Raw genomic sequence first — 13,047 nt, 5'->3', positions numbered from 1 at the left:
TCCCTTCGCCCGTCCGGGCGGGGACGGGGCTCCGGCGTTCGCGGGGCCCGCACGGGCCGGCCGGCCGCCGTTCACCGGCCGGACACCGCCCGCCGCGCCCGGTTCGGGAGGGGCGCAGATCGGCCAAGTACGCCCCCCTGCGCGAGGTTGTCCTGTCACACGGCTGACGCATCCTCACCGATGTGGCTAACATCACGCCAACCCGGCGATGTTGCCGGAAGGTTACGGAGGTGCGACGTGCTGCCAGTTCGGGGTGGGGACGGCCGGAAGCTGACGGCCTGGGGCATCCGTACCACCTGGAGCACCGTGGGCGACGGGGAGTTCTTCTGCCCCGGTTGCGGCGGTGACCGCAATTACCGACGACGCACCGGGCGGCGCCGGTTCACCGTGCTCGGCGTCCCGCTGCTGCCGCGGGGCCAGGCCGGGCCCGTCGTCGAATGCCACGCCTGCCGGGAGCGCTACGACACCGAGGTCCTCGACCACCTCACCACCACCCGCTTCTCGGCCCTGCTCCGCGACGCCGTGCACACCGTCACGCTCGCCGTCCTCGCCGCCGGCGGCGCCGGCTCCCGCAGCGCCCTGGAGGCCGCCGTGTCGGCCGTACGGGCCGCCGGGTTCCAGGACTGCACCGAGGAGCAGCTGGAGGCCCTCGTGGAGGCGCTGGCCACCGACGAGGGCCGACTGGGGCTGTACGACGGCCCCGAGTGCTGCGGGGCCGCGCTGTCGATAGAGCTCCACGAGGCGTTGGAGCCCCTGGCCCCGCACCTGGCCGGTCCGGGCCGGGAGTCGATCCTGCTCCAGGGCGCGCGGATCGCCCTTGCGGACGGGCCGTACATCCCGGCCGAGCGCGAGGTGCTGGCCACCGTGGGCGCGGCCCTGCGCATGGAAGCGGACGAGGTCGCGCGGCTGCTGTCGGCGGTGCGCGCTCCGTAGCGCCCGCCCGAGCGGGACGCGTCGCATACGGTCTCCGGGCCCGGCGGGCCACCCGCCGGGCCCGGCCGCGTGCGCGGGCGGCCCCGGAGCGTGACGTGAACGTCCGAAACGAGCCCCCCGGGGCGTAACGATCCGGCCTCACAGGGCGTGAACCGGCCTCCCCGGGCGGCCTCGCGCAGGGGTGGAGGGTCCGCCTCCACCCCGGACCGTCCATCCCTCGGACGGTCGGAAACAGGGGTTCGGACGGGGCCCGTCCACGGCCCGCACGGCCATGTCCGCGCAGGTCAGGGCAGGTAGCCGCCGTCGATGCGGGCGGTCGGAGCGGGTGGTTCGGCGACCCCGGAGCATACGCCCGCGCAGAGATCCGCGCCACTGGCGGAACCTACAGATCGCGCCCGCCGGAACTTCCACAATTTGTAGAAGTCGACGATATCTGTGAGCCCTCCCACAGGCGTTCAATTCCGGTCACACGACGAGACGCCGCCGGAAACACAGCGGGGCTTCGATTCACGTGTTCTCACCGACGGCCCCGACGGATCAACGGGTTGACGACCCACTCCGGCCGGGGCGATCAATCTCCTCTCGTCACCTACCCCATGAAAGGGCAAGGCAGAGATGGCACGTGTCGCCGCCCGGCTTTCCCCCAACGGAGAGCAGAGCACGCACCCGGTCGACGAGGTGCTCCCCCTCCCCAAGCTCGCGCTGTACGGCTTCCAACACGTACTCGCCTTCTACGCCGGCGCGGTGATCGTCCCGATCATCGTCGGCAACGCGCTGAAGCTGAGCCCTGAACAGCTCGTCTACCTGATCAACGCCGACCTGTTCACCTGCGGCATCGCCTCGATCATCCAGGCCTGGGGCATCGGCCGGGTCGGCGCGCGCCTCCCGCTGATCCAGGGCGTCACCTTCACGGCCGTCTCCCCGATGATCGCCATCGGCCTCGGCGCGGGCGGCGGGACCGCCGCGCTGCTGGTCATCTACGGCGCGGTGATCACCGCCGGCATGGCGACCTTCGCCTTCGCCTGGCTGCCCGCCAGGGCCTTCCGTACGGTCATGAGGCTGTTCCCGCCGGTCGTCACCGGCACCGTCATCACCGTCCTCGGCATCGTCCTGATCCCGGTCGGCCTCAACGACGCGGCCGGCGGCCTCGGCAGCCCCGACTTCGGCGACCCGAAGAACTTCGCCTACGCCGGCGGCACCATGCTCGGCATCCTGATCCTGATGAAGATCGGCAAGCCGTTCCTCTCCAGCATCTCCATCCTCCTCGGCCTGGTCGGCGGCACCGCGGTCGCCTTCCTGCTCGGCGACGCGAAGTTCGGCGACGTCGGCAACTCCGGCTGGATCGGCGTCACCACCCCCTTCCACTTCGGCGCCCCGAAGTTCGAGTGGTTCCCGATCGTCCTGATGCTCATCGTCATGCTGATCACCATGGTCGAGACGACCGGTGACACCTACGCCGTCGGCGAGATCGTCGAGAAGGACATCGACAGCGAGACCGTGGCCCGCGCCCTGCGCGCCGACGGCGCCGCGACCGCGCTGGGCGGCGTCCTCAACTCCTTCCCGTACGTGGCCTTCGCCGAGAACGTCGGCCTCGTGCGGATGACGAAGGTCAAGAGCCGGTTCGTGGTCGTCGCCGCCGGTGTCTTCATGATCATTCTGGGTCTGCTGCCGAAGGCCGCGGCCATCGTCGCCGCCGTCCCGCACGGGGTCCTCGGCGGCGCCGCGACCGTGATGTTCGGCATGGTCGCCCTCGCAGGCATCCAGACCCTCGGCAAGGTCGACCTCAAGGCGGAGAAGAACGCCCTGATCGTCGGCGTCTCCCTCGCCTTCGCCCTGCTCCCCGCCACCGTCCCGGTCTTCTTCACCCAGCACATGGACCCGGACCTGTCCTCGCTCCTCAACAGCGGCGTCACCCTCGGGGCCACGGCCGCCATCGTCCTCAACCTGCTCTTCAACGGCCTGGCCAAGGACGAGGAGCCCGCCCCGCTCGCCCCGGTCGGACTGCCCGTCCAGGCGGCGGCGGCCCCGGCGGACGCCGAGAAGGCCCCGACCCCGGTGTCCACCGAGAAGGCCCCGACCACCACCGAGAAGGCCCCGGTGTCCACCGAGAAGGCCCCGGCCGCCGGCGAGCGGGCCGACGGGGCGGGCACCCCCGCCGGCTGACCCTCCCAAGGGGTGCCGACCCCTCGCCCGGACCCCTCGCCCGGACCCCTCGTCCGGACGAGGGGTCCGCGCCGTCCGCGCAGGCGTTCCCGTACGGGTCCCCGGGCGGGGGACAATGGGCGCATGAGCCTGTTCCGCGACGACGGCATCGTGCTGCGCACCCAGAAGCTGGGTGAGGCGGACCGCATCATCACGCTGCTCACCCGCGGCCACGGCCGCGTCCGGGCCGTCGCCCGCGGCGTACGGCGCACCAAGTCCAAGTTCGGCGCCCGGCTGGAACCTTTCTCCCACGCCGACGTCCAGTTCTTCGCCCGCGGCGCCGACCTCATCGGCCGCAGCCTGCCGCTGTGCACCCAGACCGAGATCATCGCCCCCTACGGCAACGGCATCGTCACCGACTACGCCCGCTACACCGCCGGCACCGCGATGCTGGAGACCGCCGAACGCTTCGCCGAGAACGAGGGCGAGCCGGCCGTACAGCAGTACCTGCTGCTCGTCGGAGCCCTGCGCACCCTCTCCCGCGGCGAACACGAACCGCACCTGATCCTCGACGCCTTCCTGCTGCGCTCCCTCGCCGTCAACGGCTACGCGCCCAGCTTCGACGACTGCGCCAAGTGCGGCATCCACGGCCCCAACCGGCACTTCTCCGTCGCCGCGGGCGGGGTGATATGCGGGGACTGCCGCGTCCCCGGCTCCGTCGTACCCTCGTCGGAGGCCATCGCACTGCTCAGCGCCCTGCTGACGGGCGACTGGCGTCACGCGGACGCCTGCGAGGCGCGTCACGTGCGGGAGGGCAGCGGGCTGGTCTCGGCCTATTTGCACTGGCATCTGGAGCGCGGGCTACGCTCCCTGCGATACGTCGAGAAATAGGAGCTGGGCACATGGCACGACGCGGGATTCTGGGACGCTCTCGCCGCGAGTACAAGGTTCCCGAGCCGCACCCGTCCGGTGCGCGCCCCCCGAAGATCCCCGGCGAGCTGGTCCCGAACCACGTGGCCATCGTCATGGACGGCAACGGCCGCTGGGCCAAGGACCGCGGGCTCCCGCGCACCGAGGGCCACAAGGTCGGCGAGGGCGTCGTGCTCGACGTGCTCAAGGGCTGCCTGGAGATGGGCGTCAAGAACCTGTCCCTGTACGCCTTCTCGACGGAGAACTGGAAGCGCTCGCCCGACGAGGTCCGCTTCCTGATGAACTTCAACCGCGACGTGATCCGCCGCCGCCGCGACGAGATGAACGAGCTCGGCATCCGCATCCGCTGGGTCGGTCGCATGCCGAAGATGTGGAAGTCGGTCGTCCAGGAGCTCCAGGTCGCCCAGGAGCAGACCGTCGACAACGACGCGATGACCTTGTACTTCTGCGTCAACTACGGCGGTCGAGCCGAGATCGCCGACGCCGCGCAGGCCATCGCCCGCGACGTCGCGTCCGGCCGGCTCGACCCGTCGAAGGTCAACGAGAAGACCTTCGCGAAGTACATGTACTACCCGGACATGCCGGACGTGGACCTCTTCCTGCGCCCGAGCGGCGAGCAGCGCACCTCGAACTACCTGCTCTGGCAGAGCGCGTACGCCGAGATGGTCTTCCAGGACGTGCTGTGGCCGGACTTCGACCGCCGCAACCTGTGGGCGGCGTGCCTGGAGTACGCCCAGCGCGACCGCCGTTTCGGCGGAGCCGTCCCGAACCAGGCCGAGGGTCCGACGGGCTGACCCCACCGGTACGCTCTGCCGCCATGAACATGACTGATCAGGCGGTGGGGCTGTACTACGGCACGGCGCGCTCCGACGTGCGCCAGGTCCAACGCTGGTGCCTGCGCGAGCGCCCCCAGGACCGGCGGGGGCTGCCGTCACGGCTGCTCTCGGTGCCGGTGCTCGTCGTGGCGTTGGTATGGATCACCAACGGGGGCAGCGTGCCCCATCCGGTCGTCGCCGTCGCGGCGGGTCTGTTCATGGGCCTGCTGTGGTGCCTGACCGACTTGGCGCTGCGCTGCCGCCGCTGGTACGCCTGGGCCGCGGAGTACCCGGCGTACCACTGCGTGGTCTCGGAGTCGGGGATGTCCAACCAGCGTCCGGACGGGACGATGGTCGACCACCCGTGGACGCAGTACGGCGGCTGGGGCGAGACCCGACACCTGTTCGTGGTGGTCTTCACGACGGGGGACGTCGGCTGGCTGCCCAAGCGGGCGGCGGCGGGCCCGCGGGACATCGACCGGATCCGATCGATCTTCGACCGGAACCTGCCCCGGATCGGCCGGGCCGGCTAGCCCGGCCCTCCGACCGGGCGGCCGCGTCGGCTCAGCCGGCGGCGGCGCAGTCCGCGCAGGTGCCGAAGATCTCGACGGTGTGGGCCACGTTGACGTAGCCGTGTTCGGCGGCGATGGACTCGGCCCACTTCTCCACGGCCGGGCCCTCCACCTCCACGGCCTTGCCGCACTTGCGGCAGACCAGGTGGTGGTGGTGATCGCCGGTGGAGCAGCGCCGGTACACCGACTCGCCGTCGCTGGTCCGCAGGACGTCGACCTCGCCCGCGTCGGCGAGGGACTGGAGCGTGCGGTAGACGGTGGTCAGGCCCACGGAGTCACCGCGGTGCTTGAGCATGTCGTGCAGCTCCTGGGCGCTGCGGAACTCGTCCACCTCGTCCAGCGCCGCCGCGACGGCGGCCCGCTGCCGGGTGGACCGTCCTCGTACTGGCGCGGTATTCGTCTCGCCAGGCGCAGTCGCCACCGGTTCCTCCTCGTTTCGGCCTGCCGCCATTGTGCCAGGCGGCCGACCGCCCTAGACCTTGACGTCGTCGCGCGAGCAGACCTCTTCCCCGGCCGCACGGGCCGCCTTCGCCCGACGCCTGGCCAGCGGCGCGGAAACCGCCGTCATGACGACGAAGACGGCGATGGCGAGCAGCACGATCGCCGCGCCGGAGGGGGCGTCGAGGTAGTACGTCGTGGTCACGCCGGTCAGCGAGACCACGACGCCGATGGCCATGGCCAGCGTCAGGGTCGCGGTGAACCCGCGGGTGACCCGCTGGGCGGCGGCGACGGGGATCACCATCATGGCGCTGACCAGCAGCAGGCCCACGATCCGCATCGCGACGGTGACGGTGAGCGCGGCCGTGACGGCCAGCAGGAGGTTCAGCGCCCGCACCGGCAGCCCGGTGACCCGCGCGAACTCCTCGTCCTGACTGATCGCGAACAGCTGGCGGCGCAGTCCGACGGTGACGGCCAGCACGCAGACGGCGAGGACGGCCGCGGCGGTGACGTCCTCCGGCGCGACGGAGGTGATGCCACCGAAGAGGTAGCTGCTCAGGCTGGCGGTGGACCCGCCGGCCACGTTGATGATCATGACGCCGCCGGCCAGGCCGCCGTAGAAGAGCATCGCGAGCGCGATGTCGCCGCTGGTCTTCCCGCGGGAGCGGATCAGCTCCATGCCGACCGCGCCGACGACGGCGACGATGCCGGCCATCCACACCGGGTTCGTGTTGAGCAGGAAGCCGAGCGCGACGCCGGTCATCGCCACGTGCCCGATGCCGTCGCCCATGACGGCCTGCCGCCGCTGGACGAGGTACGTGCCGATCGCGGGCGCGGTCAGGCCCACCAGGACGGCCGCGAGCAGCGCCCGCTGCATGAAGGCGTAGTTCAGGAGGTCCATCAGCTCAGCAGTCCCGTCCGCAGGGGCTCGGCGTCGTGCGCCGCGTGGGGGTGTACGTGGTCGTGGCCGGGCAGGGCGTGCTGACCGACGGCCTCCGGCGGCGGGCCGTCGTGGACGACGCAGCCGTCGCGCAGCACGACGGCCCGGCCGATCAGCGGCTCCAGCGGACCCAGTTCGTGCAGGACCAGCAGGACGGTGGTGCCGGCGGAGACCTGCTCGCGCAGCGCGTTCGCGAGGACCTCCTGGTTGGCGAGGTCGACGCCCGCCATCGGCTCGTCCATGATCAGCAGCTCGGGCTCGACGGCGAGGGCCCGGGCGATGAGCACGCGCTGGTGCTGGCCGCCGGAGAGGGCGTTCACCGAGGCGTCGGCGTACGGCTCCATGTCGACGAGGGCCAGGGCGCGGGTCACGGCGTCCTTGTCGGCCCGGCGCAGCATTCCGAAGCGGGAGCGGGCCAGCCGGCCGGAGGAGACGACCTCGCGGACGGTGGCCGGGACGCCGCTGGCGGCGGTGGTGCGCTGCGGGACGTAGCCGATCCGCGACCACTGCCGAAAGCGCGGGAACTCGGTGCCGAAGAGGGACAGCGTGCCGTCGCTCAGCGGGACCTGACCGACCACGGCGCGCACGGCCGTGGACTTGCCGGAGCCGTTGGCGCCGAGGAGCGCGACGACCTCGCCGCGGTGGACGGTGAGGTCGACGCCGCGCAGTACGGGGCGCGAGCCGAGCGAGGCCGTGGCCCCGCGCAGGGATATGACGGGCTGGTCGTCCGCCGTGCGGGGCGTGGACTGCATGGCTCGCACCTCCGTGACTGCTGGTGTCATTACTTGGCTCCGAGTGCCTTCTGGAGGTTCTTCAGGTTGGACCGCATGACCTCGAAGTAGTCAGCGCCCTGGGACTTGTCGGTGATTCCCTCCAGCGGGTCCAGGACATCGGTGGTCAGCCCGGTGTCCTTGGCGAGGGTCTTGGCCGTCTTGTCGCTGGCCAGCGCCTCGAAGAACACCGTCGTGACGTTGTCCTTCTTGGCCAGGGCCTGGAGGTCCTTCATGCGGGCCGGGCTGGGCTCGGCCTCGGGGTCGACGCCGGAGATGCCCTCCTGGTCGAGCCCGTAGCGCTCGGCGAGGTATCCGAAGGCGGAGTGGGTGGTGATGAACGTCTTGGTGGCCGTGTTCTTCAGGCCGTCCTCGAACTCCGTGTCCAGGGCCTGCAGTTTGGCGACGAGCTCGGAGGTGCTCTTGCGGTAGTCCGCGGCGTGGGCGGGGTCGGCCTTCTCCAGGGCGGCGCCGAAACCGGTCGCGATCTCCGCGTACTTGGTGGGGTCGAGCCAGACGTGCGGGTCCTCGCCGGCCTCGCCGTGGTCGTGGCCGTCGCCCTCGGAGTGGCCGCCGGCGTGCTCGTCGCCGTCGGTGTGCTGGTGGCCCTGCTCGCCGTGGCCCGGCTTGTCGTGCGCCTCCAGCTTGGTGAGGGCGGTGGCGTCGACGGCGTGCTCCAGGCCGGAGTGGGCGACGGCCTGTCCGACGGCCTTGTCGACGGCGGGCTGGAGGGTCCGCAGGTAGAGGACCACGTCGGCCTCGGCCAGCTGCGCGGTCTGCTTCGGCGTGATCTCCAGGTCGTGCGGTTCGACGCCCGGCTTGGTCAGGGTCTCGACCTTCACGTGGTCCCGGCCGATCTCCTCGGCTATGAACTGCATCGGGTAGAACGACGCCAGCACGCTGACCTTGCCGTCCTTGTTCCCGGCCGCGTCGGCGGCTCCGGAGCACGCGGTGAGGGCCGTGGCCGCGAGGGCGACGGCACCGGCGAGGGCGGCGCTGGGTATGAGGCGTCGTACGTTCATGACATCCATTTTCATCAAAGATGGAAACGATTGTCAAAAACCCAGGTGGGGAGCCCGGGCGGTGGGCGTGGAAGGGGATCCCGATTTGAAGAGGGGGGTGTGGGCGCCGGTAACCTAAGGCCTTCGCCGTTCGTCCTCGTAATGAAGAGAGCACCGTGGCCGCCGACAAGATCGAAACCATCGTCAGCCTGAGCAAGCGCCGTGGCTTCGTTTTCCCGTGCAGTGAGATCTACGGCGGCTCCAAGGCCGCCTGGGACTACGGCCCGCTCGGTGTCGAGCTCAAGGAGAACATCAAGCGTCAGTGGTGGAAGGCCATGGTCACCGGACGTGAGGACATCGTCGGTATCGACTCCTCCGTGATCCTGGCCCCCGAGGTCTGGGTGGCCTCGGGTCACGTGGGCACCTTCTCGGACCCGCTGACCGAGTGCACCTCCTGTCACAAGCGTCACCGCGCGGACCACCTTGAAGAGGCGTACGAGGCCAAGCACGGCCGCGTGCCCGCCAATGGTCTTGCCGATATCAACTGCCCCAACTGCGGTGTGAAGGGCCAGTTCACCGAGCCGAAGCAGTTCTCCGGCATGCTGGAGACCCACCTCGGCCCGACCCAGGACACCGGTTCCAAGGCGTACCTGCGGCCCGAGACCGCCCAGGGCATCTTCACCAACTTCGCCCAGGTGCAGACCACTTCGCGCAAGAAGCCCCCGTTCGGCATCGCGCAGATGGGCAAGTCCTTCCGCAACGAGATCACGCCCGGCAACTTCATCTTCCGCACGCGCGAGTTCGAGCAGATGGAGATGGAGTTCTTCGTCAAGCCGGGCGAGGACGAGCAGTGGCAGGAGTACTGGATGCAGGAGCGGTGGAACTGGTACCGCGACCTCGGCATCCGCGAGGAGAACATCCGCTGGTACGACCACCCGAAGGAGAAGCTGTCCCACTACTCGAAGCGCACCGCTGACATCGAGTACCGCTTCAACTTCGGTGGCAACGAGTTCTCCGAGCTCGAAGGCGTGGCCAACCGCACCGACTTCGACCTGAAGGCCCACTCCGCCGCCTCCGGCCAGGACCTCGTGTACTTCGACCAGGAGTCGAAGGAGAAGTACACCCCGTACGTCATCGAGCCGGCGGCCGGTGTGAACCGCGCGATGCTCGCCTTCATGCTCGACGCCTTCAACGAGGACGAGGCCCCGAACGCCAAGGGCGTCATGGAGAAGCGCACCGTGATGCGCTTCGACCCGCGCCTGGCCCCGGTCAAGGTCGCCGTCCTGCCGCTGTCCCGCAACGCGCAGCTGACGCCGAAGGCCAAGGGCCTCGCCGCCGACCTGCGCAAGTTCTGGAACATCGAGTTCGACGACGCGGGCGCGATCGGCCGCCGCTACCGCCGCCAGGACGAGATCGGTACGCCGTTCTGCGTCACCGTCGACTTCGACACCCTGGACGACAACGCGGTGACCGTGCGCGAGCGCGACACCATGAAGCAGGAGCGCGTCTCCCTGGACCAGATCCAGAGCTACCTCGGCAGCCGTCTGCTCGGCTGCTAGAGCACCCCGGGCCCTCTTCGAAGTGGCCTGAAAACGACCGGTGGCCCGGTGCGCGATCCGCGCACCGGGCCACCGTCGTTCCTCCCCGCGTCCTACGCGGACCCCCCGCCGCGCCCGGCCTCTGCCGGCTCGCTCCGGGCCTCGGGCGCGGCTCGGGGAGCGCCCGCGGGCGCGGCTTCGGCCTCGGCCCGCGCCTTGGCCTCGGCCTCGCGGCGCTCACCCTCGGCCTGGGAGCGCTTGCCGTAGAGGGCGGTCCAGACACCGAGGGCGGCCAGCACGCCGTAGACCATGATCGGGCTGACGACCACCATGGTCTTGGTGTTCACGCTGTACGAGAGGACGACGCGCACCAGCGCCTCGATCACGTACGCCACGCCCCAGACCAGGGTCATGCGGCGCATCGTGGTGCGGAAGCCCTCGTACTGCCACAGGCCGTTCCACCAGGCGGTGCTCCTGGCGGTGCCGTCGGTGGCGAACTTGCGGCCGAAGTAGAACATCAGCGGGCGCTTGGCCAGCAGCGTGGCCAGGCAGAGCACGCCGAACAGCCCCGTCACGACGGAGTCCTTGACGAGCAGGGTCCGGGCCGAATGGTCCCCGACGAGGCCCACCACGGCGGTGATGACCAGGAACACCATGGTGACCACGGCGAACTCGTCGACCTTGCGGCGCCAGATCACGTGGATCACGGTGTCGAGGACGGGCCACGCACCGCTCAGCAGGAGCGCCGGGAACTCCTCCCAGCCCCGGCTGCCGGTCAGGAAGTTGTAGGTGAGGATCGGCGCGACCACGTTGAGCGCGATGGTCAGGAGCCAGCCGAGTGCGGTGGCGACGCCCGATCGGGCGGGTGCGTCGGGTCGAGCGACCTGGGTGGACATGCTTCCCCCTGGGGTGCCTTGTGCGTGCGGTACAGGGGACCGTAGGCAGCAAGATGGCATGGGCAAGCCATCGAGTGCCCAAAAAGATCGTCAAGACACCCGGACCATCGAATTCCGGACATCGCGGCGAACGGCCCGGGGGCGACGCGGTGACGCGGTGACGCGGACACAGGGGTGCACGGGGGAGCGGGGCGACCGCGGCCACAGGGGTGCGCGGGAGTGGGTAGGGGATCGGAAGGCGCGGAACCCGTGTCCGCGACCCGGGGCGGGAGTCGGGTGCCGCAACCCGCGGCCGGAACCCCGGCCCGGAACCCCGGCCGGGAGCCCGCAGCCCGGAACCAGCACACCGCAGCAGCACGCGGCCCCGGCCCGGATCAGGCGCGCAGGCCCCGGATCACGAGGGCGGTGACCGCCTCGAATTCCGTGAGGATCGACGGCGAGAGCCAGTCCGCCGCGTACTGCGGGTCGTGGAACCGCCCGGTGGCGTGGAAGACCGCGCGGGCGGCGCCCTGGACATCGGGTGCGGACAGGGTCCCGGCTTCGACGCCCTCGGCGATGATCGCGGCCAGCTGGTCGATCAGCTCGGTGAGGTGGGCGTCGACCGTGCCGCTGTTCTCGGCGAGCAGCACCGTGTAGGTGGCGAACAGTTCAGGGTCGTCACCGGCCTTGTGGCGCTTGGCCTCGAAGAGGGCCTCCAGCCACGCTTCCAGCTTGGACGGGGCGGGCTCGGCCGGAGCCGAGGCGATCTTCTCCAGCATCACCACGCTCTTGGCCAGCCACCGGTCGGTGACCGCCTCGCGCAGCGCCGCCTTCGAGGGGAAGTGCCGGTACACGCTGCCGTGGCTGACACCCAGGGCGCGCGCCACATCCACCACGGTCGCCTTGGTCGGGCCGAAGCGACGCAGCACCTCCTCGGTGGTTTCGAGGATGCGCTCGGGGGTCAGGGGCTCGGCAGCAGGGGGGGGCATGAGTACGACCGTACAGCCGCGTCAGTGCTCGCTGTCGAGGTGGGCCATCTGCGCCGCCGGGTAGCGGTCGCCGGCCGCCGCTCCGGCCGGTACGGCCTCCTCGACGGCCGCCAGGTCCGCCGCGGTCAGCTCCACCCGCATGGCACCGAGTGCCTCGGCGAGCCGGTCCCGGCGCCGTGCGCCCACCAGCGGCACGATGTCCTCGCCGCGCGCGAGCACCCAGGCGATGGCTATCCGGGCGACGCTCACGTCCTTCTCCTCGGCGACCTTGCGCAGCGCTTCGACCAGGGCGAGGTTGCGGTCGAGGTTGTCGCCCTGGAAGCGGGGGCTCATGCCCCGGAAGTCGCCGGGGGCCAGTTCCCGCTCCCGCGAGAAGTGCCCGCTGATCAGGCCGCGGGACAGCACCCCGTACGCCGTGACGCCGATGCCGAGCTCGCGGGCGGTCGGCAGGATCTCCGTCTCGATGTTCCGCGAGATCAGGGAGTACTCGATCTGGAGGTCCGATATGGGGGCGACGGCCGCGGCCCGGCGCAAGGTGTCCGCGCCGACCTCGGACAGGCCGATGTGCCGGACGTGTCCGGCCTGGACGGCCTCGGCGATGGCCCCGACCGTCTCCTCGATCGGTACGTCCGGGTCCACGCGGGCGATCCGGTAGACGTCGATGTGGTCCCGGCCGAGTCGCTGGAGCGAGTAGGCCAGGAAGTTGCGGACGGCGTCCGGCCGGCCGTCGTACCCGGCGAAACCGCCTTCGACCGTCCGCAGGGCGCCGAACTTCACGCTGGTCAGGGCCCGCTCGCGGGCCGCCGCCGGAGCGGTGCGCAGGGCCTCGGCGATCAGCAGTTCGTTGTGGCCCATCCCGTAGAAGTCGCCGGTGTCCAGGAGGGCGTTCGTGCCCTCGGGGACGGCGTCGAGGAAGGCGTGGAGGGTGGCGATGGACTCGCCGCGGTCGGCCTCGCCGTACAGGGCGGACATGCCCATGCAGCCCAGACCAAGCGGGAAGACGGTCGGACCGGTCGCGCCGAGCGTGCGGGGGCCGTGGGAGGTGCTCGGGGTGTTCTGGTTCGTGGTCATGGAACGAGAATGGCATGACGAGTGACAGATTTC

13 protein-coding genes are annotated in these 13,047 nt (G+C 70.7%); 6 read left to right on the top strand and 7 right to left on the bottom strand.

Features of this window, described 5'->3' with window-relative positions:
• The first annotated feature begins 237 nt into the window (after window positions 1-237).
• From ACZ4XJ_RS08965 to ACZ4XJ_RS08945, 5 genes are all read left to right on the top strand, one after another.
• Window positions 238-933, top strand: coding sequence for a TerB family tellurite resistance protein (locus ACZ4XJ_RS08965; protein WP_384003385.1), 696 nt, complete (start codon window positions 238-240; stop codon window positions 931-933).
• A gap of 615 nt (window positions 934-1,548) precedes the next feature.
• Window positions 1,549-3,096, top strand: coding sequence for a nucleobase:cation symporter-2 family protein (locus ACZ4XJ_RS08960; RefSeq protein WP_468495733.1), 1,548 nt, complete (start codon window positions 1,549-1,551; stop codon window positions 3,094-3,096).
• Between the two features lie 123 nt (window positions 3,097-3,219).
• Window positions 3,220-3,966, top strand: a complete 747-nt coding sequence (gene recO / locus ACZ4XJ_RS08955; protein WP_362878349.1) for a DNA repair protein RecO — start codon at window positions 3,220-3,222, stop codon at window positions 3,964-3,966.
• A gap of 11 nt (window positions 3,967-3,977) precedes the next feature.
• On the top strand, window positions 3,978-4,799 hold the full coding sequence (locus tag ACZ4XJ_RS08950; protein WP_362878347.1) for an isoprenyl transferase: 822 nt from the start codon (window positions 3,978-3,980) through the stop codon (window positions 4,797-4,799).
• Between the two features lie 23 nt (window positions 4,800-4,822).
• Window positions 4,823-5,353, top strand: a complete 531-nt coding sequence (locus ACZ4XJ_RS08945) for a hypothetical protein (protein WP_468495732.1) — start codon at window positions 4,823-4,825, stop codon at window positions 5,351-5,353.
• Between the two features lie 31 nt (window positions 5,354-5,384).
• On the opposite strand, the gene ACZ4XJ_RS08940 is transcribed toward ACZ4XJ_RS08945, so the two are convergent.
• The 4 genes from ACZ4XJ_RS08940 to ACZ4XJ_RS08925 are packed head-to-tail and all read right to left on the bottom strand — an operon-like array spanning window position 5,385 to window position 8,562.
• Window positions 5,385-5,813 carry a Fur family transcriptional regulator gene (locus tag ACZ4XJ_RS08940; RefSeq protein WP_150519707.1) on the bottom strand — a complete coding sequence of 143 codons (429 nt, stop codon included), beginning with the start codon at window positions 5,811-5,813 and terminating at the stop codon, window positions 5,385-5,387.
• 51 nt (window positions 5,814-5,864) lie between these two features.
• Window positions 5,865-6,731, bottom strand: coding sequence for a metal ABC transporter permease (locus ACZ4XJ_RS08935; protein ID WP_468495731.1), 867 nt, complete (start codon window positions 6,729-6,731; stop codon window positions 5,865-5,867).
• Window positions 6,731-7,522, bottom strand: coding sequence for a metal ABC transporter ATP-binding protein (locus ACZ4XJ_RS08930; protein ID WP_362878341.1), 792 nt, complete (start codon window positions 7,520-7,522; stop codon window positions 6,731-6,733). Before ACZ4XJ_RS08930 ends, ACZ4XJ_RS08935 begins: the two co-directional genes overlap by 1 nt.
• A gap of 29 nt (window positions 7,523-7,551) precedes the next feature.
• Window positions 7,552-8,562 carry a metal ABC transporter substrate-binding protein gene (locus ACZ4XJ_RS08925; RefSeq protein WP_362878339.1) on the bottom strand — a complete coding sequence of 337 codons (1,011 nt, stop codon included), beginning with the start codon at window positions 8,560-8,562 and terminating at the stop codon, window positions 7,552-7,554.
• A gap of 155 nt (window positions 8,563-8,717) precedes the next feature.
• Between ACZ4XJ_RS08925 and ACZ4XJ_RS08920 the strand changes: the two genes are divergently transcribed.
• Window positions 8,718-10,100: a glycine--tRNA ligase gene (locus ACZ4XJ_RS08920; protein ID WP_362878337.1), complete on the top strand. Its 1,383-nt coding sequence runs from the start codon at window positions 8,718-8,720 to the stop codon at window positions 10,098-10,100.
• Window positions 10,101-10,192: 92 nt separating this feature from the next.
• On the opposite strand, the gene ACZ4XJ_RS08915 is transcribed toward ACZ4XJ_RS08920, so the two are convergent.
• The 3 genes from ACZ4XJ_RS08915 to ACZ4XJ_RS08905 form a co-directional block, all read right to left on the bottom strand.
• Window positions 10,193-10,975, bottom strand: coding sequence for a VC0807 family protein (locus ACZ4XJ_RS08915; RefSeq protein ID WP_468495730.1), 783 nt, complete (start codon window positions 10,973-10,975; stop codon window positions 10,193-10,195).
• Window positions 10,976-11,349: 374 nt separating this feature from the next.
• Window positions 11,350-11,943, bottom strand: coding sequence for a TetR/AcrR family transcriptional regulator (locus tag ACZ4XJ_RS08910; RefSeq protein WP_468495729.1), 594 nt, complete (start codon window positions 11,941-11,943; stop codon window positions 11,350-11,352).
• Between the two features lie 21 nt (window positions 11,944-11,964).
• Entirely contained in the window at window positions 11,965-13,014 is a 1,050-nt protein-coding gene (locus ACZ4XJ_RS08905; RefSeq protein WP_362878331.1) for an aldo/keto reductase, read from the bottom strand.
• Between the last annotated feature and the right edge of the window lie 33 nt (window positions 13,015-13,047).

It is taken from the genome of Streptomyces sp. NPDC029836 (assembly GCF_055574495.1).
The sequence above is the reverse complement of the archived record's forward strand: the minus strand, read 5'-3'. Positions and strand labels throughout refer to the sequence as shown.